The sequence below is a fragment of the Pseudomonas sp. Ma2-10 genome (genome assembly GCF_054330215.1).
Window position 1 is genome coordinate 185,216 of record NZ_JBTEYL010000004.1, and the last position, 26,706, is coordinate 211,921.

20 protein-coding genes and 2 pseudogenes are annotated in these 26,706 nt (G+C 55.9%); 7 read left to right on the top strand and 15 right to left on the bottom strand.

The window, feature by feature from the left end; all coding sequences use genetic code 11:
• The first annotated feature begins 207 nt into the window (after window positions 1-207).
• From ACXPVS_RS08040 to ACXPVS_RS08055, 4 genes are all read left to right on the top strand, one after another.
• Complete coding sequence (locus tag ACXPVS_RS08040; RefSeq protein WP_458509453.1) at window positions 208-1,281, top strand: aromatic ring-hydroxylating dioxygenase subunit alpha; 1,074 nt, start codon at window positions 208-210, stop codon at window positions 1,279-1,281.
• A gap of 1 nt (window position 1,282) precedes the next feature.
• Complete coding sequence (locus ACXPVS_RS08045) at window positions 1,283-2,422, top strand: FAD-binding oxidoreductase (protein WP_458509454.1); 1,140 nt, start codon at window positions 1,283-1,285, stop codon at window positions 2,420-2,422.
• A 58-nt stretch (window positions 2,423-2,480) separates the two neighbouring features.
• Window positions 2,481-3,593, top strand: a complete 1,113-nt coding sequence (locus ACXPVS_RS08050) for an S-(hydroxymethyl)glutathione dehydrogenase/class III alcohol dehydrogenase (protein ID WP_348128891.1) — start codon at window positions 2,481-2,483, stop codon at window positions 3,591-3,593.
• Window positions 3,594-3,690: 97 nt separating this feature from the next.
• Window positions 3,691-4,074, top strand: a complete 384-nt coding sequence (locus ACXPVS_RS08055; RefSeq protein WP_348128889.1) for a VOC family protein — start codon at window positions 3,691-3,693, stop codon at window positions 4,072-4,074.
• A gap of 307 nt (window positions 4,075-4,381) precedes the next feature.
• Here ACXPVS_RS08055 and ACXPVS_RS08060 read toward each other — a convergent pair whose 3' ends face one another.
• The 8 genes from ACXPVS_RS08060 to glyA all read right to left on the bottom strand — a co-directional run bounded on the left by ACXPVS_RS08060 (window position 4,382) and on the right by glyA (window position 13,818).
• Window positions 4,382-4,819 carry a response regulator gene (locus ACXPVS_RS08060; RefSeq protein ID WP_458509455.1) on the bottom strand — a complete coding sequence of 146 codons (438 nt, stop codon included), beginning with the start codon at window positions 4,817-4,819 and terminating at the stop codon, window positions 4,382-4,384.
• Window positions 4,820-5,014: 195 nt separating this feature from the next.
• Window positions 5,015-5,698 (bottom strand): carboxyltransferase domain-containing protein, encoded by a 684-nt coding sequence (locus ACXPVS_RS08065; RefSeq protein WP_458509456.1) that lies wholly within the window; start codon window positions 5,696-5,698, stop codon window positions 5,015-5,017.
• Window positions 5,699-6,197: 499 nt separating this feature from the next.
• Window positions 6,198-7,055 carry a formyltetrahydrofolate deformylase gene (gene purU, locus ACXPVS_RS08070; RefSeq protein ID WP_458509457.1) on the bottom strand — a complete coding sequence of 286 codons (858 nt, stop codon included), beginning with the start codon at window positions 7,053-7,055 and terminating at the stop codon, window positions 6,198-6,200.
• A 114-nt stretch (window positions 7,056-7,169) separates the two neighbouring features.
• A complete protein-coding gene (locus tag ACXPVS_RS08075; RefSeq protein ID WP_458509458.1) occupies window positions 7,170-7,802 on the bottom strand; it encodes a sarcosine oxidase subunit gamma in 633 nt (210 codons plus the stop codon).
• Window positions 7,803-7,932: 130 nt separating this feature from the next.
• The gene (locus tag ACXPVS_RS08080; protein ID WP_458509459.1) at window positions 7,933-10,950 is read right to left on the bottom strand and encodes a sarcosine oxidase subunit alpha; all 3,018 of its coding nucleotides are present in this window, start codon (window positions 10,948-10,950) and stop codon (window positions 7,933-7,935) included.
• Window positions 10,947-11,276, bottom strand: coding sequence for a sarcosine oxidase subunit delta (locus ACXPVS_RS08085; RefSeq protein WP_008147095.1), 330 nt, complete (start codon window positions 11,274-11,276; stop codon window positions 10,947-10,949). Before ACXPVS_RS08085 ends, ACXPVS_RS08080 begins: the two co-directional genes overlap by 4 nt.
• A 14-nt stretch (window positions 11,277-11,290) precedes the next feature.
• Window positions 11,291-12,541, bottom strand: a complete 1,251-nt coding sequence (locus ACXPVS_RS08090) for a sarcosine oxidase subunit beta family protein (protein WP_458509460.1) — start codon at window positions 12,539-12,541, stop codon at window positions 11,291-11,293.
• Window positions 12,542-12,564: 23 nt separating this feature from the next.
• A complete protein-coding gene (gene glyA, locus ACXPVS_RS08095; RefSeq protein WP_458509461.1) occupies window positions 12,565-13,818 on the bottom strand; it encodes a serine hydroxymethyltransferase in 1,254 nt (417 codons plus the stop codon).
• Window positions 13,819-14,123: 305 nt separating this feature from the next.
• On the opposite strand from glyA, the gene ACXPVS_RS08100 reads away from it, so the two are divergent.
• Complete coding sequence (locus ACXPVS_RS08100) at window positions 14,124-15,143, top strand: GlxA family transcriptional regulator (RefSeq protein WP_458509462.1); 1,020 nt, start codon at window positions 14,124-14,126, stop codon at window positions 15,141-15,143.
• A gap of 436 nt (window positions 15,144-15,579) precedes the next feature.
• Here the strand turns inward: ACXPVS_RS08100 and ACXPVS_RS08105 are convergent.
• The 3 genes and pseudogenes from ACXPVS_RS08105 to ACXPVS_RS08115 all read right to left on the bottom strand — a co-directional run.
• A pseudogene (locus ACXPVS_RS08105) lies at window positions 15,580-16,560 on the bottom strand (GlxA family transcriptional regulator); the annotation flags it as partial.
• A gap of 643 nt (window positions 16,561-17,203) precedes the next feature.
• The gene (locus ACXPVS_RS08110; protein WP_458509541.1) at window positions 17,204-18,031 is read right to left on the bottom strand and encodes a methyl-accepting chemotaxis protein; all 828 of its coding nucleotides are present in this window, start codon (window positions 18,029-18,031) and stop codon (window positions 17,204-17,206) included.
• Between the two features lie 30 nt (window positions 18,032-18,061).
• Window positions 18,062-19,090: pseudogene (locus tag ACXPVS_RS08115) on the bottom strand (HAMP domain-containing protein); the annotation flags it as partial.
• Between the two features lie 764 nt (window positions 19,091-19,854).
• Here ACXPVS_RS08115 and ACXPVS_RS08120 point away from each other — a divergent pair.
• On the top strand, window positions 19,855-20,874 hold the full coding sequence (locus ACXPVS_RS08120; RefSeq protein WP_458509463.1) for a GlxA family transcriptional regulator: 1,020 nt from the start codon (window positions 19,855-19,857) through the stop codon (window positions 20,872-20,874).
• Between the two features lie 88 nt (window positions 20,875-20,962).
• On the opposite strand, the gene ACXPVS_RS08125 is transcribed toward ACXPVS_RS08120, so the two are convergent.
• From ACXPVS_RS08125 to ACXPVS_RS08140, 4 genes are all read right to left on the bottom strand, one after another.
• On the bottom strand, window positions 20,963-22,303 hold the full coding sequence (locus tag ACXPVS_RS08125) for an MFS transporter (RefSeq protein WP_458509464.1): 1,341 nt from the start codon (window positions 22,301-22,303) through the stop codon (window positions 20,963-20,965).
• Between the two features lie 298 nt (window positions 22,304-22,601).
• Window positions 22,602-23,813 carry a M24 family metallopeptidase gene (locus ACXPVS_RS08130; RefSeq protein ID WP_458509465.1) on the bottom strand — a complete coding sequence of 404 codons (1,212 nt, stop codon included), beginning with the start codon at window positions 23,811-23,813 and terminating at the stop codon, window positions 22,602-22,604.
• 713 nt (window positions 23,814-24,526) lie between these two features.
• Window positions 24,527-25,003 carry a type II RES/Xre toxin-antitoxin system antitoxin gene (gene parS / locus ACXPVS_RS08135; protein ID WP_458509466.1) on the bottom strand — a complete coding sequence of 159 codons (477 nt, stop codon included), beginning with the start codon at window positions 25,001-25,003 and terminating at the stop codon, window positions 24,527-24,529.
• Window positions 25,004-25,192: 189 nt separating this feature from the next.
• Window positions 25,193-25,411: a BPSL0761 family protein gene (locus ACXPVS_RS08140; protein ID WP_458509467.1), complete on the bottom strand. Its 219-nt coding sequence runs from the start codon at window positions 25,409-25,411 to the stop codon at window positions 25,193-25,195.
• Window positions 25,412-26,093: 682 nt separating this feature from the next.
• Here ACXPVS_RS08140 and ACXPVS_RS08145 point away from each other — a divergent pair.
• A complete protein-coding gene (locus ACXPVS_RS08145; RefSeq protein ID WP_007971486.1) occupies window positions 26,094-26,438 on the top strand; it encodes a YggL family protein in 345 nt (114 codons plus the stop codon).
• Window positions 26,439-26,706: the final 268 nt, after the last annotated feature.

Genomic DNA, 26,706 nt, shown 5'->3' on the forward strand with positions numbered 1-26,706 from the left:
CCCTGCGCGGTCTTGAATGCGTTCCAGGAGCCCAATTCAAAACGGAGCCTTCTCACGCTCATACAGCCTAAATAACATCAGAAAATCTAAACTAACAAACAGTTTTAAACATCTGTTCTCACCTAATCAGATCCTCGTAATCTGAACTCCTCGTTAACCATCGTTCGTCTGCAAAGAGCGAACAATAAAATAATAGGGAGAGAGCCCATGTTTTTACGAAACGCATGGTATGTAGCTGCCGGTGAAGCTGAGCTAGGCGAAGATTTGTATCCCGTCACCCTTCTCAATGAGTCTGTGGTGCTTTACCGCAAGAGCGACGGCACACCGGTAGCCCTCGAAGATGCCTGTCCACACCGCAAGCTCCCATTGTCGATGGGCCGCCGCAAGGGGGATGACATTGAGTGTGGATATCATGGCCTGACCTTCGACTGCTCTGGCAGCTGTGTCCACGCTCCTGGTAGCCGACGCATCCCACAAGGAGCCAAGGTTCGCAGTTACCCTCTCGCAGTACGCTACGGTTTGATCTGGATCTGGATGGGGGATCTCGAACTGGCAGACGAAACGAAAATTTGCCATGTGCCTGAATGGGGTGACCCGGCATGGGGACTCAATCGTGGCGATAGCATGGTCATTCCTTGCAACTATCTGTACATGACCGACAACCTACTCGATCCGGCTCATGTGGCGTGGGTGCATCAATCCTCTTTTGGTAACTCTGCCTGTGCAGAAGAACCGCTGCAAACCACGGTAACCGATGTCGGCGTGATTGTTTCTCGCTGGATGCGCGATGTCGAAGTGGCACCCTTTTATGCCAAGTTCGTCAAATTCAAAGGCAATTGCGACCGCAAGCAGCACTATGAAGTGCACTACCCCGCACAGGCCATTATCAAGGCTTTGTTCACCCCAGCAGGGACAGGTTCCGACGAAGGTGAACTGCACGAACATGTGTTCCTCATGAACTCCTACAACTTCATGACACCCATCGACGAATCGAATACGCGTTACTACTGGTTCCAAGTGCGCAATTTCGATACGGATAACGCAGATGTTTCACGCCAGTTTGACGAAGACGTACGCCATGCCTTCGCCGAAGATCGGGTAGTTCTCAGTGCCGTACATAAAGGTATGGCAAATAAGCGTAGCCCCAATATCGATCTTGCGTCCGATTCGGGACCGCTACGTTTCCGTCGCAACCTGGATAAGTTAATTGCTCAGGAACAGCCTGGCAGCTTGATTCCGCTGACCCAACAACACACCGCGGAACAAAAGACGGAGGCATGAGATGGGCACTCAATCTCAAATACAGCACCCTCCTCAAGGTTTTAAAACTTTTCGGGTGATTGAGAAGAAGCAAGAAAGCGCAGTCATCACCTCTTTCGTCCTGACCGCAGTCGATGGCCTTTCCAACCCGGGCTTTCGCCCGGGGCAGTACCTCATCGTTCGCCTCGCCCTAGACGGCGGTGTCAAGGTGCTGCGTAACTACAGTCTTTCCGGGGACGCCAATGACCCCTCGCGCGTACGCATTTCGGTCAAGCGCGAACCAGCACCTTTTGACCGGCCAGAACTGCGGCCTGGTCAAGGTTCCAATCATCTGCACGACCATGTGCAAATCGGCGATTCACTCGAGATCGCTGGCCCCACGGGCACCTTCGTGTTGGACGAAGAGAGCTCCAGGCCCGTGGTGTTGTTCAGTGGTGGCGTGGGACTCACGCCGATGCTGAGCATGCTTCATCAATTGAGTAATAGTCCGTCGCGTTCGGTGTACTTCATCCATGCCTGCGAAAGTGGTGCCGTACATGCTTTTCGTGACGAAGTGTTGACACTGGCCAGACGCCGCCCGGGGATCAGCGTGCACTTCTGTTACCGCAACCCGGATGCCAAAGACTATGTCGACAATACCTTTCACAGCGAGGGCTTGATAAGCCGGGAAACCCTGCAAGGACTGCTTCCACTTGACGACTACGATATCTACATGTGCGGTCCACGACCATTTATGCAGGCGAACTGGCGCCTGTTGCGCAGCCTTGGAATAAATGGAAAACGCATTAACTATGAGTTCTTTGGTCCAGCGACCATCCTCGAAGAAGACGAAGTCATGCCGGCGACGTCCTCAATACCCGCGTCACCTGAACCCGAAGCGCCGACCGGGACAACCGAAGGTGCACTGACCGTCGAGTTTCTTCCGTCCGGCACCCGTGTGGTCTGGAATCAGAACTGCCAATCACTTCTTGAACTTGCTGAGCAGGCCGGCCTGACGCCGCCATTCAATTGCCGGGCCGGCCTGTGCAATACCTGTCAGGTAACCCTTCGTGAAGGCTCCGTCGAGTATTTCGAGACGCCGCTAGACGCCCCTGAAAACGGCAATATTTTGCTTTGTTGCACACGCCCGACCACTCCAGTAACAGTGGATTTTCGGCAGTGATGCACCTTATTACGATCAACACAGCCCACAGCCTTCGTTGCACTGAGGAATAAAAATAATGATCAAATCGCGAGCTGCCGTCGCCTTCGCGGCCAACCAGCCCCTGCAAATCGTGGAAGTGGATGTGGCACCGCCACAGGCCGGTGAGGTATTGGTGCGCATCATCGCCACCGGTGTCTGCCACACCGACGCCTTTACCCTTTCCGGTGCGGACCCGGAAGGCCTGTTTCCAACCATTCTGGGTCACGAAGGCGGCGGCATAGTTGAGGCTATCGGCGAAGGCGTGACCTCAGTGGCGGTGGGCGATCACGTAATTCCCCTCTACACCCCAGAGTGCGGTGAGTGCAAATTCTGTCTGTCTGGCAAGACTAATCTTTGTCAGAAAATCCGCGCCACTCAAGGCAAAGGCCTGATGCCTGACGGTACCAGTCGGTTCTCATACCAAGGCCAGCCGATTCACCACTACATGGGCTGTTCGACATTTTCTGAATACACCGTATTGCCGGCAATCTCCCTGGCCAAAATCCCCGAGGACGCGCCGCTAGAGAAGGTTTGTTTGCTCGGTTGCGGCGTTACCACCGGCATTGGTGCGGTGATGAATACCGCCAAGGTTGAGGCCGGTGCGACGGTAGCGATTTTCGGTTTGGGCGGCATCGGTCTGGCAGCAATTATCGGCGCAACAATGGCCAAGGCTGGTCGGATCATCGCTGTCGATATCAATCCTGCCAAGTTCGAGATAGCCAAACAGCTAGGAGCGACCGACTTCATCAATCCCCAGAATTTCGACAAGCCCATTCAGGACGTAATAGTCGAGATGACAGAGGGTGGCGTGGACTACTCCTTCGAGTGTATTGGAAACGTCAACCTAATGCGTGCGGCCCTTGAATGCTGTCACAAGGGTTGGGGGGAGTCGGTCATTATCGGTGTCGCTGGTGCAGGCCAGGAAATTAGCACCCGACCTTTTCAACTGGTAACCGGTCGAGTCTGGAGGGGTTCGGCCTTTGGAGGTGTAAAAGGTCGCAGCGAATTACCCAGCTATGTCGAGAAAGCGCAAAAGGGCGAAATACCGCTAGATACATTCATCACCCACACCATGGAGCTCAAGGATATCAACAAAGCCTTTGACCTGATGCACGAAGGTAAGAGCATCCGCACCGTTATCCATTTTTGATCGCTGAGTCTACACGTGCAGCGACGGATGTCAGGGGGTAACCCTCCTGACATAACTGCAACACCACCACCCTTGTTTTATCTCGGAGAAGTAACATATGAGCATTTACACCCACGTTACAGTCGGCACCAACGATTTAAACAAAGCCCGTAATTTCTACGACAACGTACTGGGCAAGCTGGGCCACAAGCGCATCGCCGATCTGGCCGAAAACGGCTCGATCTGGGGTGTTGACGCACCGTCCTTCTTCGTTTTGAAGCCAGCCAATGGTGCCCCTGCGAGCGTCGGGAACGGCGTTACCGTAAGCTTCGAAGCACCGAATCGCGCCGCAATTGACGCTTTCCATGCAGCTGCCGTGGCAGCCGGTGGTACCGATGCAGGTGCTCCAGGTACTCGCGACTGGGCACCGAATGCGTATGCCGCCTATGCTCGAGACCTGGATGGTAACAAGCTGGCCGCGTACTGTTTCAAACCAGCCTAACCGCTGATCTCGTAGATCGAGAAGTCTCCAGACTGATTCGTCTCTGGTTTTGCAGACTCATCTGAGAGACTTCTCTTCGCTAATTGTGGTACCGCCCCGTGAAGTCCTGGAATTTTGTCCAGATTTCATTGAAGTCTTGGGCAGTGCATCGCCACTGTGCTTGCATAAATACGCTTGCACACTTCGGTGGGCTCAGCTACCTGTTAGAAATGCCAGCTCAGACGAACGGTAACCTTAAAACCTAAAGGTTCATGTGAGGGGAACTACTCGAGAAAGGAGGTTTGAGCAGGCGCACTACCCCGAGCCTTTAGCCCGCTTTGCGGCGATAAATATCATGCAACCCTGGCAATGCAGGTAATTTGACATCGTGGGTGTGCGGATCGACCCTTTCCATCAAATGCCTGACCAACTCAAGATCCGGCATTCGCGACTGGCTTACCTGCACCTTCCGCCTTTGATTTGGCGCTAGCCGCGCCTGCGGGTCATCGTAGATAAACCCATGCCGAATCTGCAGATTGTCCACACAGAACGCCAGCAAATCGAGGTCGACTCCGACAGTCAGTGAGGTACTGATCATCACCAGATCGAACGGTTCGTTGCCGTACTCCACCAAGGTTAACAGCTCTTCAACGGAATGCACCGGAGCGATGCGGAAATACCCCAACTGATTCAACATCCGCTCGATTTTCATTCGATGGAAATGTTGCTCGTCGGCGATCAAAATACGTAACGCTTTATTCGACATTTTCGGCAACTCTGACAACGACATTCCAACAGGCATCTCTACAAAGCACGTACCCCCGCAGGGCGCTTTTTCTTGAAGCTGAAGTAATTCCACCGGATAGCAAACCGATACGAGTAACAGGACAGGAACTATCAGTTGATATTGAGCCTTGTGCCACCTGTAATCTGGCGGGACTGATTGAGAACCACCTCTAGATCAAGTGGCTAAATCGAGCAACGAAAACCTGACCTTATCGCCTGGCTGCAACAGCTCCGGTTGGTCTGAAAAAGCAAAACGAGGCATGCCGGCCAGGCCAATCAATGCCCATCCGAGAGGTAACGTCGCAGTTGCGATGCTTGTCTGCAAGCCATTGACCGCTATTGCTCCGGGCGCAATGCGAGAGACTGTCGACACGGGGGCCGAATATCTGAGCAAATCATCTGCCAGTCCATCTAGATACACAACGCCAGGATGCACTCCCAAAGAAGCTACCGTGTAGCTTCCTGCAACATGCTGAGCGACCCACTCTTGAATACTCAGAGCTGCTTCGGAAGCAATCCATTCCAAGTCAGACCCCGCTCTTCCGCCATAGCGAACGTCGATGATGATTTCTGCGACTTGACGCTCTTGTGCATGCTTCAGACAAACGTCCCATATGGCCAGCAGCCGATCATGACCTTGCAGGCGATGACCAACTGTATCGAAAACGATAAGCAAGGCGTTAGCACCAGGTACGGTTTCCATGAAGCCAGGCCAACCCATGGTGATGCCATCGAGCTGCCAGAAAATATGCTGCGTGACATGATCTGCCTGCTCACGCGCACACTCAATTAGCAACCCACGCCCACCTAAGTTCCTTACCCGTATATTACGATAGGGACTTATTTTTTTTTGCTGCACGTACTCACCTTCGAAACAACATCTGATATTCAACGTTATGAACAAAAAGTCGTGAAACGGCGCTTAAGTAGAGAAAGAGCCGGCGAGGAAAGCCAATTTTCTGATTATAAATTAGTATTCCGAGCTTATTTTAAATGCTAGATGATTGCCGCAGCACTTACTGTACATAGCTAAAATCTCGGATACCCCGCACCGTTTTGCGGCAAGAGGTTTATCCTTGTGCGTCCTGGCGCGCTATTGATACGTTCGTCAACTCAAATGGAAATTCGTTGTTTGGCAAACCTGCCCGAGCCTCCATAAGTTCAAAACCAATAACGACAGTAGCCTAGCAATCAAACGACAGCTGGACTGCTGCATTTCCGCAGAAACTGCTAGGCCTTGCATGAGTCGACTGCCTTCTTCAACTAAGCGATAGTTGTGGACTTGATCTTCACAGATCCCTCATCCAGACGCTTCTGTTACAAGACAAGCCAAGATTTTGTTTGAGTTTTTACCTTGGTCACAAAATCACTGTTCGGTTGGTATCAAGAAACACCCTCCGCTCAATGTGATATCCCACCGCCCGGGCCAGGGTCAGCCCTTCGATATCTCGGCCCTTGGCGATCAAGTCTTCGGGGTAATGACTGTGATCCACCACTTCCACGCCCTGGGCGATGATCGGGCCTTCGTCCAGGTCGTTGTTGATGTAATGCGCGGTGGCACCCACCAATTTCACGCCCTTGTTGTAGGCCTGATGATAGGGCTTGGCGCCTTTGAATCCGGGCAGCAGAGAGTGATGGATATTGATCGCCTTGCCATCGAGCTTGCGGCACAGCTCCGGCGACAGCACTTGCATGTAGCGGGCAAGGACCACCAGTTCGGCGCCGGACTCTTCGATGACCTGCCACACCTGACGCTCTTGCGACGGTTTGTCGTTCGGGTCCAGCGGGAAGTGGTAATAGGGAATCTGGTGCCAATCGGCCAGCGGCTTGAGGTCCGGGTGGTTGGAGACCACCGCGACCACGTCCATGGACAATTGGCCGATGCGCTGGCGATAGAGCAAGTCGTTGAGGCAGTGATCGGCCTTGGAGACCATGATCACAACTTTGGGCCGGTGGTGCGGCGGAGTCAGTTCGAAGATCATGCCGAAGGCTGCACCGCGTTCGGCGAGACCTGCCCTGAATGACTGCTCGTCGAAGCTGTCAGGCTGGCGGAACTCCACGCGAATGAAGAAACGACCCGAGAGCCGATCATCGAAGGAATGGTGCTCGGTGACGTAGCAACCCTGTTCGAACAGAAAACGGGTCACCGCATCCACCGTGCCCAATACGCTTGGGCAGTCGGCGGTCAAAATCCATGTATCGGGGGCGCGGCTCATAGTGCGGTGACTCCTGTTTGTTATATGCAACCGCTGCGCGGTTGATCGCGAGCAAGCTCGCTCCTACATGGCTTGCGTCGTCCCTGTAGGAGCGAGCTTGCTCGCGATTCGCTCTTAAGCCTGAACGCTAAGGCCGCACTCAGCTGCAGCATCCTGCAGCCACAGCCACCAGTAATCGGAGAAGCTGCGGCGGATCACCAGTTCCCAGGTGTCTTCGGCGGAATGGCGGATTACCAGTTGCGATTTGGCGAACACCGTGCCAACGGCTTTGCCGACCGGGAAGTTGTTGGGGTGCACGTCGTAGCTGGTGGATTTCATCAGCACTTCACGGACTTTCGGGCCGCTCAGTTCGAGCAGCTGTTGGCCGCCGCTGACGTTGACGATGGAGATGTGCAGAGCACCCAGCGCTTCACGCAGTTTCTGCTCGGCGGCAAATTCTTCACCGGTCGGCACGATCAGCAACCATTCGTCCGGGCCAAGCCATTGCAGGCTGGTTTTGCCCTTAGCGACAACAGTCAGCGCTACTGGCAATTGCAGGCCCAGGGCCTTGTGCACGCCAGCGGCGAACGCTGGGTCATGGCCGTCGCCACGAATGGTCAGGTGGCCGAGGAGTTTCTTGTCACGCACGGTGACACCGGCGCTTTTGCGACCCTTGCCCACCAGGCTGGCAAGGTCGGCGTGATGCAGCGGCGACTCGGCCTTGGCCCCAGTGGTTGGGCGTTGTTGGTAAACATTGGCTGCGGTCATAAAGCACCTGTCCTGAGTTCGTATGTCCTGTAGGAGCGAGGCTTGCCCGCGAAGGGAGCCGCGCGGTCTGCCTGAGCCACCGCGTTATCGTTCATCGCGGGCAAGCCTCGCTCCTGCAGGAACTGTGGTATTACACGTTCTGGCGATCGCCTTTCGGATCGAAGAACACCGAAGAAACGATTTCCGCTTCAATCACGCTGCCATCGGCCAGCGGTGCGAACACGCGCTCACCGATCCGCTTCAAGCCACCCTTCACCACACCCATGGCAAACGAATAGCCGAGGGAGTTGTGCAAGTAGCTGGAGGTCACGTGACCGACCATGGTCATCGGGATCGCCTGCTTGGTGTTGAACACCAGTTGCGCCCCTTCCGGCAGCCATTTGGTCGGATCGATCGGCTTCAGGCCGACCAACTGTTTACGTTGATCACGCACGCAGTCTTCACGGTTCATGCCGCGCCAGCCAATCCACGAGAATGGTTTGGTGCGACCGACACACCAGCCCATGTTCAGGTCGTCCGGGGTCATCGAGCTGTCGGTGTCCTGACCGACGATGATGAAGCCCTTCTCGGCCCGCAGCACGTGCATGGTTTCGGTGCCGTACGGGGTCAGGTTGTATTGCTTGCCGGCCTCGACGATTTTTTCCAGAACGCCCATGGCGTAGTCGGCCTGCACGTTGACTTCGTACGACAGTTCACCGGTAAACGAAATCCGGAACACCCGCGCCGGCACACCGCCGACCAGGCCTTCTTTCCAGGTCATGAACGGGAAGGCTTCGTTGCTCAGGTCGATGTCAGTGACTTCGCTGAGCAGCTTGCGGCTGTTCGGCCCGGACAGGGTCATGGTTGCCCAGTGATCCGTCACGGAAGTGAAGTACACCTTCAGCTCTGGCCATTCGGTCTGGGAGTAGATTTCCAGCCATTGCAGCACGCGTGCCGCGCCGCCAGTGGTGGTGGTCATGACGAAGTGGTTGTCGGCAAGACAAGCGGTTACGCCGTCGTCGAACACCATGCCGTCTTCTTTGCACATCAGGCCATAACGCGCCTTGCCCACGTCGAGCTTGGTCCAGGCGTTGGTGTAGATGCGGTTGAGGAACTCACGCGCATCCGGGCCTTGAATGTCGATCTTGCCGAGGGTCGAGGCGTCCAGCAGGCCGACGCTGTCGCGCACGGCTTTGCATTCGCGTTTCACGGCGGTGTGAATGTCTTCCCCGTTTTTCGGGAAGTACCATGGACGCTTCCACTGACCGACGTCTTCGAACTCGGCGCCATTCTTTACGTGCCAGTGATGCAGCGCGGTGTAACGGACAGGTTCGAAGATGTGCCCGCAGTGACGGCCGGCCACGGCACCGAATGTCACCGGCGTGTAGTTCGGACGGAACATGGTGGTGCCCATCTGCGGGATGGTCACGTTCAGCGAACGGGCGGCGATAGCCAGGCCGTTGACGTTGCCGAGCTTGCCCTGGTCAGTGCCGAAGCCCAGTGCGGTGTAGCGTTTGACGTGCTCGACCGACTCGAAGCCTTCGCGGGTCGCCAGTTCGATGGCGGCGGCGGTGACGTCGTTTTGCAGGTCGACGAATTGCTTCGGTGCCCGTGCGGTGTTCTTTTCGTGCGGCACCTGGAACAGCGCCAACGTAGGTTCTTCCAGACGGCTCAGGGCTTTCGGCAAGGTGCCTTCAACCACGCTGAAACCGGCTTCGCTGGCGGCGCGAGCGCCACCTTCAAAACCATCGGCCAGGGAATCGCCAAGACCGTAGACACCGTTGATGCCGCCGACGCACACGCGTTTCTGCGGTGCTTCGCCCGGTACGAAACCGAGGATGTCTTCGCGCCAGATCGGCTTGCCGCCCAAGTGCGAGGCCAGGTGAACCACTGGGCTGTAACCGCCGGAACTGGCGACGATGTCGCATTCAAGCCACTCACCGCGGCTGCTCACGGTGTGGGCTTTGACATCGATCGCGGCAACGCGAGCGGCGGTCACGTGCTTGCTGCCACGCGCCTCGATCACGGCGCTGCCGGTCAGGATGCGAATGCCTTTGGCGCGCGCTTCTTCAACCAGCGCACCACGCGGATTGCTGCGGGCATCGGCGATGGCCACGACTTGCAGGCTGGCGTCGAGCCAATCCAGAGCAACGCGATAGGCGTGATCGTTGTTGGTCGACAGCACCAGTTTTTTGCCCGGTGCCACGCCGTAACGACGCACGTAAGTCGACACAGCGCCGGCGAGCATGTTGCCCGGCACGTCGTTGTTGCCGTAAACCAATGGACGCTCGTGAGCGCCGGTCGCCAGCACTACACGTTTGGCGCGAACACGGTGAATGCGCTGACGGACCTGGCCAATCGGGGCGCGGTCGCCGAGGTGATCGGTCAGGCGCTCGTGGATGGTCAGGAAGTTATGGTCGTGGTAACCGTTGACCGTAGCGCGCGGCAACAGCAGCACGTCCGGGGTGTCCTTGAGCTCGGCGATGACGCTGGCAACCCATTCGGTCGCCGGTTTGCCGTCGAGGCTTTCGCGGGAGTCGAGCAGGCTGCCGCCGAACTCTTCCTGTTCATCGGCGAGGATCACGCGGGCACCGCTGCGCGCGGCTGCCAGTGCAGCGGCCAGGCCAGCGGGGCCACCGCCGACGATCAGCACGTCGCAGTGCTGGTTCATGTAGTCGTAGGTGTCCGGATCGTTCTCGGTCGGCGAGCGGCCAAGACCGGCGGCCTTACGAATGTACTTCTCGTAAGTCATCCAGAACGATTGCGGGTACATGAAGGTTTTGTAGTAGAAGCCCGGCGGCATCAGCTTGCCGCCGACCTTGCCGAGAATCCCCATCATGTCGTTGTTCACGCTCGGCCAGCCGTTGGTGCTGGTGGCGACCAGACCTTGATACAGCGCTTGCTGCGTGGCGCGCACGTTCGGGATCTGCGTGGCTTCGGTCGCGCCGATCTGCAGCACGGCGTTCGGCTCTTCGGCACCGGCGGCAAAGATGCCGCGCGGACGGGAGTATTTGAAGCTGCGACCGATGATGTCGACACCGTTGGCCAACAAGGCTGCGGCCAGGGAATCACCTTCAAAGCCTTTGTAGCTCTGGCCGTTGAAGGTGAAGCTCAGCACTTTGTTGCGGTCGATCCGTCCGCCGTTGGACAGGCGATTGATCTGGCTCATACCTTCTCTCCCAGAGCCGTGGCGGCCGCTTTCGGGCTATCGGTCTTGTCGGTGAATTGTGGCTTGGTGCCGATCTTGTAGGTTTCGAGAATCTCGTACGTCACGGTGTCACGGGTGGCGTTGAAGTACTGACGGCAACCGGCGACGTGATCCCACAGTTCGTGGTGCAGACCGCGAGGGTTATCGCGGAAGAACATGTAGTCGCCCCACTCCTCGTCGGTGCAGTTGGTCGGATCCAGAGGGCGCGGGATGTGCGCCTGGCCGGATGCGTGGAATTCCTCTTCGGAGCGCAGTTCGCCGCAGTGAGGACAGAAGATATGCAACATGGGGATTTCTCCTGTTAGTGGGCAACCGCAGCAGCGCCGTGTTCATCGATCAACGCACCGTTGTGGAAACGGTCGATGGAGAAAGGTGCAGCCAATGGGTGCATTTCACCCTTGGCCAGACTCGCGGCAAACACGTTGCCCGAGCCAGGTGTTGCCTTGAAGCCACCGGTGCCCCAACCGCAGTTGAAGAACATGTTCGGTACCGGGGTTTTCGAAATGATCGGGCACGCATCCGGCGTGGTGTCGACGATGCCGCCCCACTGACGGTTCATGCGTACGCGGGACAACACCGGGAACATCTCGACGATGGCCTGGATGGTGTGCTCGATCACCGGGTACGAACCACGCTGGCCGTAGCCGTTGTAGCCGTCGATACCGGCGCCGATCACCAGGTCGCCCTTGTCGGACTGGCTGATGTAACCGTGTACGGCGTTGGACATGATCACGCTGTCGATAATCGGCTTGATCGGCTCGGACACCAGCGCTTGCAGCGGGTGCGATTCGATCGGCAGACGGAAACCGGCGAGCTTGGCCATGTGCCCGGAGTTACCGGCCGTGACCACACCGACGCGCTTGGCGCCGATGAAGCCTTTGTTGGTTTCAACACCGATGCACACACCGTTTTCCTTGCGGAAACCGATCACTTCGGTCTGTTGGATCAGGTCAACGCCCAAAGCGTCGGCGGCACGGGCAAAACCCCAGGCCACGGCATCGTGACGGGCCACGCCGCCGCGGCGCTGGACAGTTGCGCCCATCACCGGGTAACGCGTGTTCTTCGAGCAGTCGAGGTACGGAATCTCGTCGGCCACTTGTTTGGCATCGAGCAGTTCGCCGTCCACGCCATTGAGGCGGTTGGCGCTGACCCGACGCTCGGAATCACGGATGTCCTGCAGGGTGTGGCACAGGTTGTAAACGCCACGCTGGGAGAACATCACGTTGTAGTTCAGGTCCTGGGACAGGCCTTCCCACAGTTTCATCGCGTGTTCGTACAGGTGCGCCGACTCGTCCCACAGGTAGTTGGAGCGAACGATGGTGGTGTTGCGCGCGGTGTTACCGCCGCCCAGCCAGCCTTTTTCGACCACGGCCACGTTGGTGATGCCGTCCTCTTTGGCCAGGTAGTAGGCGGTCGCCAGACCATGCCCGCCACCGCCGACGATGACCACGTCATAGACCTTTTTAGGGGTCGGCGTGCGCCACATTTTCTGCCAGTTTTCGTGATGGCTGAGGGAGTGTTTGAAGAGGCCGAAGCCCGAGTAGCGTTGCATAGTCATTTACTCCAAAACCGCGCTCAGCGATAAACCGGGAAGTCCGCGCACAGGGCCGACACTTGCTGCGCAACATTGGCCTCGACATCGGCGTCGCCGAGGTTGTCGAGGATGTCGCAGATCCAGCCGGCCAGCGTGACGCACTGGGTAACCTTGAAGCCGCGAGTGGTCACCGCCGGGGTGCCGATACGCAGGCCGGAGGTCACGAACGGCGACTGTGGATCGTTCGGGACAGCGTTCTTGTTCACGGTGATGTGGGCGCGACCGAGTGCTGCATCCGCCTCTTTGCCGGTGAGACCCTGACGGATCAGGCTGACCAGGAACAGGTGGTTATCGGTGCCGCCGGACACTACATCGTAGCCGCGTTTGATAAATACGCCGGCCATGGCCTGGGCGTTGTCGATCACTTGTTGTTGGTAAACCTTGAAACCAGGCTCCAGCGCTTCCTTGAAGCACACCGCTTTACCCGCGATGACGTGCATCAGCGGGCCGCCCTGGGCGCCCGGGAATACGGCGGCGTTGAGTTTTTTCTCGATTTCTTCGTTGGCCTTGCACAGGATCAGGCCGCCACGCGGACCGCGCAGGGTCTTGTGGGTGGTGGTGGTGACCACATCGGCGTATGGCAGCGGGTTCGGGTACAGGCCGGCAGCGACCAGACCGGCGACGTGAGCCATGTCGACGAACAGCAGCGCGCCAACCTTGTCAGCGATCTGACGGAAACGCGGGAAGTCGAGGGTCTTGGAGTAGGCCGAGAAGCCGGCAACGATCATCTTCGGCTTGCATTCGACAGCCAGGCGCTCGACTTCGTCGTAGTCGATCAGCCCGGTTTTGGTGTCAATGCCGTACTGCACGGCGTTGTACAGCTTGCCCGAGGACGACACTTTGGCGCCGTGGGTCAGGTGACCACCATGGGCCAGGCTCATGCCGAGGATGGTGTCGCCAGGCTGGATCAGGGCCAGATACACAGCGCTGTTGGCTGAAGAGCCGGAGTGCGGCTGCACGTTGGCGTAGTCAGCACCGAACAGTTGCTTGGCGCGTTCGATAGCCAGTGCTTCAACTTTATCGACGTGCTCGCAGCCACCGTAGTAGCGCTTGCCCGGATAGCCTTCGGCGTATTTGTTGGTCAGGCCACTACCTTGCGCTTCCATGACGCGTTTGCTGGTGTAGTTCTCTGACGCGATCAGCTCGATGTGATCTTCCTGGCGTTGCTCCTCGGCATTCATCGCCGCCAGCAGTGCATCGTCATAACCCTGGATTTGGTCGCTTTTCTTGAACATGGGTGCTCTCCCGATGACGGCGTTGCTCCGTCGTTATTGTTTTGGTTTCGGCAACCCGGGTATTTAAAGCAGGCGTTATGGCCACCGAAGGATGTGAACCGATTGTGCAAAATCTTCCTACGCTTCATTTGTCTGTTTCCGACATAAAAATACCCACCTACACTCGGCAAGAGCATTCCTTTGAACATGCCAGCAGGTGTAAGATTGAAAATTAGGAGATGTAATAACAATAAGAAAAACGCTTAAAGCGACGCCCTGCTGCCCTTGTTGAACTGGGCCTTGGCTATGCTGAGGAAGATCTGAAAATGGCGAAAACTTATACGAAAAAAAACGCGACAGGAAACTCGAGCAAACCGCAACCGCCGATTAAGACCATAGGCTTTCTGGTATTGCCCAACTTCACTACGATCGGCTTTGCTTCAGCCGTAGAAACACTGCGAATGGCGAATATGGCCGCCCACCAGATGTTGTATAAAACCGTCATCATTGCAGCCAGTCACGATCCGGTGACCGCAAGCAGCGGTATGCGCATCCTGCCAGATTATTCCATCGATGACGCTCCACAACTGGACACGGTGTTCGTCGTTGGCGCCAACCCGATCATATCCAATCACGGCAGCCGGCCGCTGATCAATTGGCTGCGCAAGTTGGCTCACCAACGCGTGCCTTTAGGCGGCATCTGCACAGGAAGCCATTTGCTCGCGCGCGCCGATCTACTCAAAGGATATCGCTGCACAATTCACTGGGAAGATATCGAAGCGCTGAAAGAGCGCTTTCCCGGAATCATCATTTCCAATCAATTGTTCGAGCTGGACCGAGACCGCTACACCTGTTCCGGTGGCGTTGCCTCTATGGACATGACCTTACAATTGATCGCACGCGAATCTGGCGGGACCGCGATTGCGGCCCGCGCCGCCGAACTGCTGTTGTGTGACAGAGTTAGAGGTGAGCGAGAGCAACAGCGTGTGCCATTGCGAATTATCCTAGGCTCCACGCAACCCAAGCTCAGCCAGGTGGTTGCGATCATGGAGGCAAATCTTGAAGAGACGATTGGGCTGGATGAACTGGCGAGTTTGAACGAGTTATCGGTACGCCAGCTGGAGCGCCTATTTCACAAATATCTTCAGCGCACTCCAAGCCAATACTACTTGGAACTGCGCCTGTCACGTGCTCGACAATTGCTGCTACGCAGTGAATCGCAAGTGCGAGATATCGCACTATCCTGCGGGTTTGCCTCGCCTGCGCATTTTTCAAAATGCTATAGCCGCTACTTCGGGGTTTCACCAATGGGGGAGCGCAAACAGGGTTCGCTGCATTGCGCCTGACTGCAAAGACGTCACCTCCTTCGCAGTACTAGGACTCAGTCCTGCAGGGCCTTGTAAGCCGTTTCCCGACAGGCAAGCATCGCCAAAGATATTGGCAATCCGCGCGCCAAGGCGAATCATCACATGCTTGTCAGCCGACTTGATCATATGCATGCGCTTGCACATCGCTGCAATGTCGGCGAGCTGTGCTTGCGGATAAAGCACAGCGAGTTTTTAGTGGTCTTGTAGATTAAGGTAATTGAATTCAATGCGATGCGTCCCGCTTGAGGCTGCACCTGCTTGATTGCAACATTTAGAGTTAACCGATACGTCGCTTTAGGACGGTCGCCTGAAATACATTCCAGCAGATTGCTCAGGGTGTCTGTTGTATTGGCCTGGAATTGTTCGAATCCAAATAGGTATCTCATGGATTTGTCCACAGACTGGCGTGCCGAGCACGCTCCGCGCGTGGTGCCCGGCCATACTGCTCACGATAACGTTTATTGAAATGCGGGGTCGAAACAAACCCGCACTCCTGAGCCACCTGCTTCACAGACATCAACGTCTGTTTGAGCAACTTTCGGGCCCGTATCAATCGCAATTTTTGGTAGTAACGCGAAGGCGCACAATGCAGGTACTTCAGAAACAAACGCTCCAGATGGCGTCTGGACACACTCAAATAGCCTGCCAATTCATCGAGCTCAAGTGGCTCACGCAGGTTGCTCTCCATCAACGCAACCACCTCCTGCAACTTGGGGTGTGACGACCCTAGGATGTGCTTGATCGGTAGTCGTTGGTGGCTTTGTTCATTACATTGATTTTCGATAGCGAGCGCTTCGCAAATTTGCGCCACCAATTCATGCCCGTTCCGGTCGCCAATCAATCGCAGCGTCATTTCCAATGATGCAGTGCCGCCTGATGCGGTATAGCGGTTGCGATCAATCACAAACAGCTGCGGACTGACGAGCACACCCGGAAAATCATCCTGCATGCCAAGCCAGTACGCCCAATCGATACTACATTCATAACCATCGAGAAGACCAGCAGCGGCCAACGCCCAACTGCCAGAACATAATCCGCCCAAGTGCACACCCTGCGCCGCCTGTGACCGCAGCCAAGCAGACTGCTGTACGGTACACCTTCGCTGTATATCCTTGCCGCCACAGACGAACACCGCATCCATCGCCGGAGACATCGCTCCAGCAGCATCGGGTGAAACTTGCAAACCGTTGCTGGCCCAGACAGGACGGCCATCCAGGGTTAAAGTATGCCAGCGATAAAGTTGCTGGCCGGACAATTGATTTGCCAGCCGCAACGATTCGATAGCGGCAGCCATTGCAATCAACGTGAAATTATTGACCAACAAAAAACCTACCGACTCGATGGTACGTATAGGGTGCGAACGAAGATTTCCGTCAACGCTCAACGCGATGTTCATAATCGATGCCAGCCATATCAGGGTCAGGGATGGGGCGCATATGCGCATTGGCTTGGATTATCAATTTTAAATGATGGCCTACGCTTACCTGAATTCGACCTTGAATTGTGTCTACACCCCTCTTCAATGTCGGCTGAAGACCCAAAGTTTTTATTAAAGCATCAACCATAATAAGAATTAAAGTCAGAACCAAAACAATCATTTCGCCATAGAAAATTTGTATAAATCTCTATCAAGATAATCCTAAAATTCTTGCAATGACGTCGATTGAAAATCACAAATGCAAAATTGTCTACGCTTAGAAAAAGCAAATAGCACCAAGGGGTTAAACTACGGACATAGGTAACTTAAAAATCCAGACCATTGAGACACCATAAGTTTTATTATCTAAAGCACTACAACTCATAGTACAGCAACAGATTTTTAAACAACTCTACGGCCCTTGCCTAGCTTGAGGGCGATGACATCATAGTATTTTTCCGACTTGAGCAACTCTAGTTTTTTCAATTCAAATATATAATATGTCACGACTCAAGCCCTGCAATCGAGCTCGTTTCCTACCTCAATGTACCAGAGCAAGACTGATATCTGAGGGCCACTAATTGGCCGCAGATAGGAACAAGCTCTCCGGCTCGCACCTAACTCAGACCTTGAACTGGCCCAGCAGACAATCCTGCCGCCCCACGTGCTCAACCATCACCACGCACTGACGTACCTGCTGTTCGGCACCGCTGGCCACGGCATGGCTGATATCGCGGATATTAGTCGTATTACGATTGATCTCTTCGCTGGTAGCACTTTGTTGTTCGGCAGCAGCAGCGATCTGCAGGGTCATATCGTTGATCCGGCATATCGACTCACGGATGCGCGTTAGCATGTCGTTAGCGGCGCTAGCGTCGTCAGCTGTTTGGCTAGCACTGTCGCGGTTTTGATGCATGCGCAACTCGACCTTTTTTACCCCGTTCTGCAGCTGATCTATCATCAGGCGAATCTCTTGGGTGGAGTGCTGGGTGCGCGAGGCCAGCGAACGTACCTCATCGGCCACCACGGCGAAACCCCGTCCCGACTCACCGGCACGGGCGGCCTCGATAGCGGCGTTGAGCGCGAGCAGATTGGTCTGTTCGGCGATGCTGGTGATCACCGCGAGGATAGATTCGATATTGCCACTGAGCTTGGCCAATTCGTTGACCGCCTGACTAGTGTCATCCATTTCATTGGCCAGGCGTTTGATCGCCGCACTGGACTGCGAGACCAGGCTGACGCCAGTCTCGGTTGCCTCACTGACGGCGTTGGCAGCCAGGGCCGCCGCTTGAGCATTGCAAGCGACGTCCTCCGCGGTGCTTGCCATTTCCTGCATGGCCGTAGCCAAATGATCCAACTCCTCCAATTGCTGCTGTAGGCGGGTGGCGGTTTGACTCGCTTCGCTGGAGGTATCATGGCTGCTGGCTCGAACTTGCTGCGAACTGCTCATCACGTCGCTAATTAGCCCCTGCAGGCTTTTCAGAAAGCAATTGAATTCCTCCCCAACCTGGGCGATTTCATCGTTGCCCTGGATAGGCAGGCGCCGGGTCAGGTCACCCTGACCGCCGTTGAGTTGACGCAGCGAAGTTCTTAGCTGCAACAGCGGCCGCAACACGCGCCGCATCAGTACGCTGAGCACCAGCAGAGTCAATACCACGCCTATAGCGGTACCGGCCGTCGCACGCCAACTGAGGGCGTTTGCTTCAGCCATGACCTTGGTCTCATCGAGTACCACACCAATATACCAGTTCATGCCGCCGAGGTTGCTCAGTGGAATAAAGGACACTAGCAGGTCTTGGCCATCAACCTGAACCTCACTTAGCGTCGACACCAGGGCCGGACTCTGACCGCCAAACAGAGCACCTAAGGCTTTACCATTCAGCTCGCCATTGGGGTGAGAGATGATCTGACCACTACCAGTGAGTAGGAACGCATAGCCGGCGCCATTAAAGGTAAATGTATCAATCGAGTCGGAGATGCTCTTAAGGCTGATGTCGCCCCCGAAGGCGCCCTTGAACTGGCCCTGATCACTGAACTTGGCGACGGCGGAGATCAAGATCTCGCCACTACTGGCCACCGCATAGGGTTCGGTCAGTACGGCGTGAGACGCGGCTTTGGCTTGGCCATACCAGGGCCGCTGGCGGGCATCCCAGTCCGTCGCGGGGTGCCAGTCTGGGTCGCTGGAGATACCTTTGCCCCCCGTAGCCTCCAGACCACCGAACATCGAAAGAAACTGCTTAGTAAGAATAGGGGCAGCAAACAGTTGCCGAATCTGCTCTTCGCTGAAGTTTCGGTCTACGTGCTGCGCGGCTAGGTCGATCAACTGCAACTTGCCGTTCAACCAGTTTTCGATTTGCCGAGCCAGAGCCCGGCTCGACTCGGCGATGCTTGCCTGCGCCTGATCGCGCAATGCCTGGCGAACCTGGCCGATTTGGATCATGGAAAGCAGACCGCTGCTTATGACTAAGACAAAGGCCGCAACCAAGCCAACTTTACTACTTATTTTCATGCTACTTGAGCTCCCGATGACTCTGAAGCCCTTTGCCGCCTGTCGTCGCGAGGAGTCTCTCTCTGAACAGCATAGGTGACGATTAGTAGGTCCCAATTAAAGCGGATCTGAAGCGTTGTCGGCATTTGCATGATCTGTGTTCCTTGTTATTTATAGCTAATCGGTATTTCGCTTTAGGTCGGTCATGTTATGAGCATTCCAGCAGATATCCGGGCGCCTCTTTTGTACGGGCACGACCCAAAATTGATCGAATCCGAAACTTAATCCGCCAAGTGCCAGACATGAAAAGCCGATCTCGAGGGCATCGGGGGAAGGTTTCGTTTTGCCGGGTAGTGCTAGGGGACGACACCTTGATCAGTGACCGGCGCAGGACGCAAGCGACGCCTCCGAGCAAGCTCGCCCTTGGGCGAAACCGCAAATTGCTCTCGGTATCGCTTGGCGAAGGGCCGGGGTGAGAAATGAAGCAGCATTCCGCATACACTGATTGATATTTGGCCCTACTGGCGGCGGGATTTGGTCGGTAACGGCATACATCCGGTGGACATTACCTTCCGCAGCCATTTGGTCGGATCGACCGGCTCCAAACCACCCCCAAGACACATCTTGCGTGCAAGCTCGTATCGTTTTGTCTATTGATCGGACACTCGGAGTAAGATCCAAAGACCAAAAGCAGGGTTAACAATCGTAGAAACAAGATGATGTTGCGAATGTCGGCAGATTGCCGCAAAGCGCGTCACTTATTATGCAGTTGAGGAGCGCTAACAATGGCGAAACTCCAGGCGGCGCTCCCCCCCGCTGCGGGACGTTCGGCTAATGAACAACGGCCAGTGAAAGTCGTAGGTTTTCTGGTCATACCAAATTTCACCACTATCGGCTTCGCCTCCGCCGTGGAAACCTTGCGCATAGCCAATATGGCGGCGCGTCAACCGATGTTCCGCACGGTTATCATCGCAGCCAACATGGAGCCGGTCACCGCAAGCAACGGCATGCGCATCCTGCCCGACTACACCATCACCGATGCACCAAAACTGGATATTCTGTTCGTTGTCGGATCAAACCCGATCACCTCCAATCACAGCAGCCGACCGTTACTCAATTGGCTACGTAAGCTGGCCCATGATCAGGTACCACTAGGCGGGATTTGCACCGGGAGCCACTTATTGGCGCGCGCCAATTTGCTCAAGGGTTATCGCTGCACGATTCACTGGGAAGATATCGAAGCGTTGAAGGAGCGTTTCCCGGGGATCATTATTTCCAACCAGTTGTTCGAGCTCGATCGCGATCGCTATACCTGCTCCGGTGGCGTGGCCTCTATGGACATGACACTGCAGTTGATTGCCCGCGAACCCGGTGGTCGGGACATCGCAGCCCATGCGGCCGAGTTGCTACTGTGTGATCGGGTACGGGGCGCGCAGGAACAACAACGTGTGCCATTACGGCAGAAACTGGGCACGTCCCAGCCTAAGCTCAGCCAGATGGTGGCAATCATGGAAGCCAATCTCGAGGAGCCGGTGGGCCTTGAGGAGCTCGCGCGGTTGAACGAAGTGTCGGTGCGGCAACTGGAACGCCTGTTTCACAAGCACCTGCAACGCACGCCGAGTCAGTATTACCTAGAACTACGCCTATCGCGAGCGCGGCAATTGCTACTGCGCAGCGAGTCGCAAGTGCGCGATATCGCCCTCGCTTGCGGCTTTGTCTCCCCGGCGCACTTCTCCAAATGCTACAGCCGTTTCTTCGGCATATCGCCCATCGGTGAACGCAAACAAGTGGCTGCCGTGCATTAATTTTTAGGAGCCAAGCTTGCTCGCAATGGCGACCTCAAGGACGCCATCGCGAGCAAGTTCGGCCCCTACAGGGTTGTGATGTTGCGGGTCAGTCCTGCAAGGCTTTATGCGCGGTCTCGCGACTCGCCAGCATGGCAATCAACGCCACGGCAGCGGCTGCCAGCAGATACCAGGCTGGTGCCATTTTGTTACCGGTCAGTTGAATCAGCCAAGTCGCAATAAAGGGCGCGGTGCCGCCGAACACCGCATTGGCGATATTGAAGCTGAAGGCAAAACCACTGAAGCGCACGCGAGTCGGGAATATCTCGGCGAGGAAGCACGGCAAGGTGCCGTCGTTCATCGCCAGGATCGCGCCGAAGGCTATCTGGATCATCAGAATGACGATCAGCGGCTGGTTGTTCAACATGCCAAACAGCGGCCATGTCAGCGCCAGAAATAGTACCGATGCGGTAAGCAACATGGTCTTGCGTCCGAACCGATCCGACAGCTTGCCCATCAGGAAAATCAGTCCGATATAGGTAGCCAACGATACCGTCGACGCCATGAACGAATCACTCTCACTCATGCCCATCTCGGTGGACAGGTAGGTCGGCATGTAGCTGAGCAACAGGTAGAACGCCACCGCATTCAGGCATGTCACACCGATCCCGATAATCACGCTACGCCGGTGTACGGTCAACAGTTCGCGAACCGGAGCGTGGGTCGCGCATTCCTTGGCCTCGAGGCGTTTTTCCATCTCCAGAAATTTGGGTGTGTCTTGCAAACTCATGCGGATGTAACGCCCGACCAGACCGAACGGCGCCGCCAGCAGGAAGGGCAAACGCCAGCCCCAGCTGTGCAGATCCTCAACGCTCATCCACGAATGCAGACCGGCCACGAAAACCGCGCCGAACAACAAGCCGGCAGCAGTACTCGCCGGCACGATGCTGGTGTACAAACCGCGTTTACCCTCGGGGGCATACTCGGCCAGAAAGGCCGATGCCCCGGCGTACTCACCGGAAGCGGAAAAGCCCTGAAACAAGCGGATTAGTAACAACAGGGCCGGTGCCCATAGGCCAATATGGTTGTAAGTCGGCAGGATACCGATGCAGAAGGTCGAAACTGACATGATCAGAATCGACCAGGACAACGCGCTGCGCCGCCCGTATTTGTCTCCGAAGTGACCCCAGACTAGCCCTCCCAGCGGGCGGACGATAAACGACAGCGCAAACACAGCGAAGGTTGCCAGTAGGCCGGTCGCCTTGTCGGTCTGTGGAAAAAACGTCAGTGCAATAACGGTTGCCAGATAGCCGTAGGCCGCGTAGTCGAACCATTCGACGAAGTTGCCCATGAAACTGGCACTGGCCGCGCGCCGCAATGCCTTGCGCTCGGACGTCTGTTCAAGCTGCTGTTCCAGGGTCGGCGTCAGACTTGCGCTTTGGGTGCTCATTGGGCACCTCCGGTAGTAGAGGTGCAGTTATCGGAATGAAGAGGCAACGCTGTATCGCTACCCGAAGCGGTATCGAAATTGGTTTGCTTCGGGCCTGTGGACGGAATCTTGACGTAGAACATGACAAATACCCTCTATTGTTTTACTTGGCAGGGTTAAGGGTCAGTAAATGATGCGCGTTATTATCGTGCATGCGTTGTTTTTCCGGTCTAACTCAGCCGCCGGGACGGTTTTTTCTACACCTTTTTGCCACTCACCAAAGAGAGCGCCGCACAGGCTCACTGTGCGGCGCGAAATCTCACTTCTTGATGATGTTGTGTTCCGGGCCATACGGGAATTTGGTGATGTTCTCCCCGCCCTGCTCGTTGACGATCAGTATGTCGTGTTCTCGGTAACCGCCCGCACCTGGAAGGCCTTCAGGCAGCATGATCATCGGCTCAATGGAAACCACCATCCCCGGCTCCAATACGGTGTCGATGTCTTCGCGCAGTTCCAGCCCAGCTTCGCGGCCGTAGTAATGGCTCAGCGTGCCGAAGGAGTGGCCGTAGCCGAAGGTGCGGTATTGCAGCAGATCGTGCTCAAGGAAAATCTCGTTGAGTTGCAGGGCGATGTCGCAGCAGCGCATGCCCGGCTTGATTAGTTTCAGGCCGGCCTCGTGCACTTTAACGTTCACTTCCCACAAACGTAGATGCTCGTCGGAGCAATGGTCCAGGAACAATGTGCGTTCCAGCGCGGTGTAATAACCAGCGATCATCGGGAAGCAATTGAGGCTGAGGATGTCGCCCTTGTTAACCTTACGCGAGGTCACCGGGTTATGTGCACCGTCGGTGTTGATGCCGGACTGGAACCAGGTCCAGGTGTCCATCAGTTCGGAATCCGGGAAGGTGCGGGCAATTTCGCGCACCATCGCCTGGGTGGCGTGCAGAGCCACTTCATATTCCGGCACCTGATCACGCAAGGCTTCCACGATTGCAGCGCCACCGATGTCTGCCACGCGGGCACCATGACGGATGATTGCGTGCTCTTCGGCGGACTTGATCATGCGCATGCGCATGCAGGGTGCGCCGATATCCACCAGTTCGGCCTGCGGGTAACGGCTGGCAAGTTTGTCGCGATTGAGCAGGTTCAGATGGTCGAATTCGATGCCAATGCGCCCGGCTTTTGGCAAAGCTTGCTGGATCGCGACGAAATAGTTGTCACGCTGCCAGTCAGTGTAAACAATGTTCTCAGTGCCCACGGTGCGGCGCCAAGGCTGACCGCCATCGATGTTGGCGCTGATGGTAACGGCACTGTCTTGGGTAACGACCAGTGCGTACTGGCGGCCGAAGGAGCAATACAGGAAATCGCTGTAGTAATTGATGTTGTGATAGGACGTGAAGACTGCCGCGTCGATATTGTTCTGCGCCAGATAAGCTCGCAATTTGGCCTGGCGATTGGCATATTCCTGAACCGAGAATGTCGGTTTCACTTTTTCGCCGTTCTTGATCTGGATGGTTTTAGGCATTTGCATGTCATTTATCCTTGTCGGTGATTGAGCGACAGAAGGCGCCACTCTGGCGGGCCGCTGAAGATCATTCGAACAGATGCCAAGTGAGGTTTTTTGCGCAAATCCGACCTGTAATTGGTCAGACCCGCTATTTTTGAAGGTGACCCTCAGGGCCATTCGACAAAAATGACAATGCTCCCCCGGCAAGCACGATGAAAGCCGCTTGGCGGGGGCATTGATTAAGGGTTAGGTAGTCAGTGAGGCTGGTGCGGCGGCGTCCTTTCGTCGCGCGGATGCGCGCCGAAGTATTGACCACTACAGTCGCGTCCCATCGTGTATATCGAAATTAGCGAGACCAGGAGCTACTCACGCAACTGGCCGAAAAGCAGAGCCAGTTGCAAACCCTGAGCAAGACCAGCACCCATCCCCGTGAATCCATACTGCATTTTCGCGACGCGAACAAGGAGCGACGCGGCATCCTGGTGCGCCAAGAGGAACAGCAAGCTCAGCAAGTCGAGCAGCAGTTTAGAGCAGTTTTCTGCCAGTATTCACTGTGGGAATCCTGGTAAATTCTGATGCGATCGGGCGGCTCGGTGGCTGCATTTCGTACCTGGCGCGCTGCTTACGCAGCGCGTAGAGCTTTAGGCTTAAGTAAACAATTATTGTCCTTGCGGCTGTTTTAGGCGTTTAGTGGAAAGATTCCTTTCCCTAACAGCGTGCACCTCGCCATCCCCTCATCAGGCTGAACCGCCCCACTCAAGGGCCTGAAGAATACGGCGAACTTGTTTGGCCCCTATCTCGGTTTCGCATAGCATGATCGGTGCAGTCCCACCGAGCGCTTTATTCGGCGTCGTCATCCAGTGGGCGGCAGCCGCTTGGCTTTCAAAGACCCTCTCGGCCAAGTGACTAAAAGTAGCAATTCGGTCCACACGTTCGGAAGCAACAGGATCAAGGTTTTTTTGCTCTCGCCGTCTTCTTTCCAGCGTCGACTTGGATGCATTGAATAGCGTTTCCAGTTGGCAGTCTTGCAGGTTAAAGACCAAGCGCAACACCTGGATGAGGTCAGCGGGAAACCCGACTTTTACTTGGTACAGCCTCTCCGATTCCGTCAGCGGCTCTCGATCGGAACTGAATCGCCAAAAGGCCGCGATGCCCTCCTCTCGGGACACCTCGTTCTTTTTTGCCGGACGTCGACTCGCAGGTGAAGCGCCCATCAGCACGCCCTCCAAGTTAATTTTCCGTCAACTGAAATATGGGCTAACGCCGGTCTAACCGGAAGCGCCATTGAGCGCCAGTGGAATTCCATAACGCCCTAGGTCGATAAGGCGATGGAGCCATTTACCCTCTACGTATCCACAGACCAGGATCAGCGGCTTTGGGCTGATGATGAGTTGCCACTGCGGTCAATCGATGCTGGAGCTCAGGAAGGGCTCGGTCAGTCGGTCGACCCTTCGCTCTTCGAGCTGCCCGGCCCGCAGGATCTCGTTGGCATTGGGATAATGCCGTAACAGCTGGCGCGCCTGACGTCGCATGGACGCTGAAAGCGCGGAATCTTCTGCAAGCTCGACCAGAAAATCTCGAGTCTGAATCAGCGCACGCGTACGCTCGTTCGGCATCGTCATGGTGTCCTCCTCGCACACACCGTGCACGGTCCAGCCGCTCTGAGCTCGCTGGCGTCCGACGCAGTTTTCTGCCTGGTAAATCGCCTACAGCCTACAGCCTACACCTATACCAAGACGGCCCATTGATTCTATCGCCGGGATCGGCCCGGGCTTTTTGAGAATCAGGCCCCTGTCCTCCTCGGCGTACCGTCCATCAAGGCCCGCGGGGGGAAAACCATGCTGAGGTTTGAGAATCTTGGTTTCTCAAACCTGTTAAACCGCCTACATCCAGCGGTGATTAACCCCGTTGTACAGCTGTTATTCCGTAGGCCGTAGCGCAGTACAAAATCGTCGCCACGCAGTCATTTTGACTCATCCGAGTGACGACGCCAGTCGCCGAACGGCGCGTCGGCCTCCACGTAGCGCAGGGCCGTGTGCACATCCCGCCACGGCCCGTTTTCCAGGCCAACGAAAGCCCAAACATTTTCTACCTTATTTCCCCTTCTCAGCGGCATTGCACCGCAAGATCACAGCGCCACAGCACGCGCGAGGACGTTCAGCAGCGTGACCTCAAGAACCGTGGCAACATCTGAGAATGACTGAAATAGCCGTAATCGTTCCAGGTGATTCGCTTCACTCAATTGGGCATCAATGTCTATTAACTGGTAGAGTGCGCACCGTTATTTCTCAAGAGGATTGTTTCATGGCCACTAATCGCTCCCAGCGTCTGCGCAAGAAGCTTTGTGTAGACGAGTTCCAGGAATTGGGCTTCGAATTGAACCTGGACTTCAAGGAAGATCTGGCTGACGAGGCAATCGACGCATTCCTCGACGCGTTCCTGAAAGAAGCCATGGAAGCCAACGGTCTCGGCTATGTTGGCGGCGACGACTACGGTCTGGTTTGCCTGCAGAAACGTGGCTCGGTCAGCGCTGAACAGCGCGCTGCCGTTGAAGCCTGGCTCAAAGGCCGCACCGAGCTGACCAGTGTTGAAGTCAGCCCGCTGCTGGACGTCTGGTACCCGGAAAAGCCGATCAATCCGGTAGCTTGATGTTCAAAGGGCCATCCATTGCGATGGCCCTTTTGGTTTATGGCTCAAGAAGAATGCCCCTTGTTGTCAATTTGAGCCCCCTCCTATTTCTCCCCCCCGCTTTAGTCGCTGTGCCCGCGTTTTATTTGCTGTGTCCTTGAGTTGGCATCAGTTGCTATGGCTTCACGACACCGCTTGTGATCGTCTTGGCAAACCTATGTATGCCAATTCGAAGCTAGCCCATTAAGTCGTGCCAATGTTCGAGTCTCGCGACCTACGATCGACACAT

Excerpts from the sequence above, each read along its gene's own strand:
- purU (WP_458509457.1), bottom strand. The coding sequence starts at position 7,055 with ATGAGCCGCGCCCCCGATACATGGATTTTGACCGCCGACTGCCCAAGC.
- ACXPVS_RS08080 (WP_458509459.1), bottom strand. The coding sequence starts at position 10,950 with ATGAGCCAGATCAATCGCCTGTCCAACGGCGGACGGATCGACCGCAAC.
- ACXPVS_RS08040 (WP_458509453.1), top strand. The coding sequence starts at position 208 with ATGTTTTTACGAAACGCATGGTATGTAGCTGCCGGTGAAGCTGAGCTA.
- ACXPVS_RS08130 (WP_458509465.1), bottom strand. The coding sequence starts at position 23,813 with ATGCAAATGCCTAAAACCATCCAGATCAAGAACGGCGAAAAAGTGAAA.
- ACXPVS_RS08085 (WP_008147095.1), bottom strand. The coding sequence starts at position 11,276 with ATGTTGCATATCTTCTGTCCTCACTGCGGCGAACTGCGCTCCGAAGAG.
- ACXPVS_RS08060 (WP_458509455.1), bottom strand. The coding sequence starts at position 4,819 with ATGTCGAATAAAGCGTTACGTATTTTGATCGCCGACGAGCAACATTTC.
- glyA (WP_458509461.1), bottom strand. The coding sequence starts at position 13,818 with ATGTTCAAGAAAAGCGACCAAATCCAGGGTTATGACGATGCACTGCTG.
- ACXPVS_RS08145 (WP_007971486.1), top strand. The coding sequence starts at position 26,094 with ATGGCCACTAATCGCTCCCAGCGTCTGCGCAAGAAGCTTTGTGTAGAC.
- ACXPVS_RS08055 (WP_348128889.1), top strand. The coding sequence starts at position 3,691 with ATGAGCATTTACACCCACGTTACAGTCGGCACCAACGATTTAAACAAA.
- ACXPVS_RS08120 (WP_458509463.1), top strand. The coding sequence starts at position 19,855 with ATGGCGAAACTCCAGGCGGCGCTCCCCCCCGCTGCGGGACGTTCGGCT.
- parS (WP_458509466.1), bottom strand. The coding sequence starts at position 25,003 with ATGGGCGCTTCACCTGCGAGTCGACGTCCGGCAAAAAAGAACGAGGTG.
- ACXPVS_RS08100 (WP_458509462.1), top strand. The coding sequence starts at position 14,124 with ATGGCGAAAACTTATACGAAAAAAAACGCGACAGGAAACTCGAGCAAA.
- ACXPVS_RS08050 (WP_348128891.1), top strand. The coding sequence starts at position 2,481 with ATGATCAAATCGCGAGCTGCCGTCGCCTTCGCGGCCAACCAGCCCCTG.
- ACXPVS_RS08110 (WP_458509541.1), bottom strand. The coding sequence starts at position 18,031 with ATGAGCAGTTCGCAGCAAGTTCGAGCCAGCAGCCATGATACCTCCAGC.
- ACXPVS_RS08045 (WP_458509454.1), top strand. The coding sequence starts at position 1,283 with ATGGGCACTCAATCTCAAATACAGCACCCTCCTCAAGGTTTTAAAACT.
- ACXPVS_RS08075 (WP_458509458.1), bottom strand. The coding sequence starts at position 7,802 with ATGACCGCAGCCAATGTTTACCAACAACGCCCAACCACTGGGGCCAAG.
- ACXPVS_RS08125 (WP_458509464.1), bottom strand. The coding sequence starts at position 22,303 with ATGAGCACCCAAAGCGCAAGTCTGACGCCGACCCTGGAACAGCAGCTT.
- ACXPVS_RS08090 (WP_458509460.1), bottom strand. The coding sequence starts at position 12,541 with ATGCAACGCTACTCGGGCTTCGGCCTCTTCAAACACTCCCTCAGCCAT.
- ACXPVS_RS08140 (WP_458509467.1), bottom strand. The coding sequence starts at position 25,411 with ATGACGATGCCGAACGAGCGTACGCGTGCGCTGATTCAGACTCGAGAT.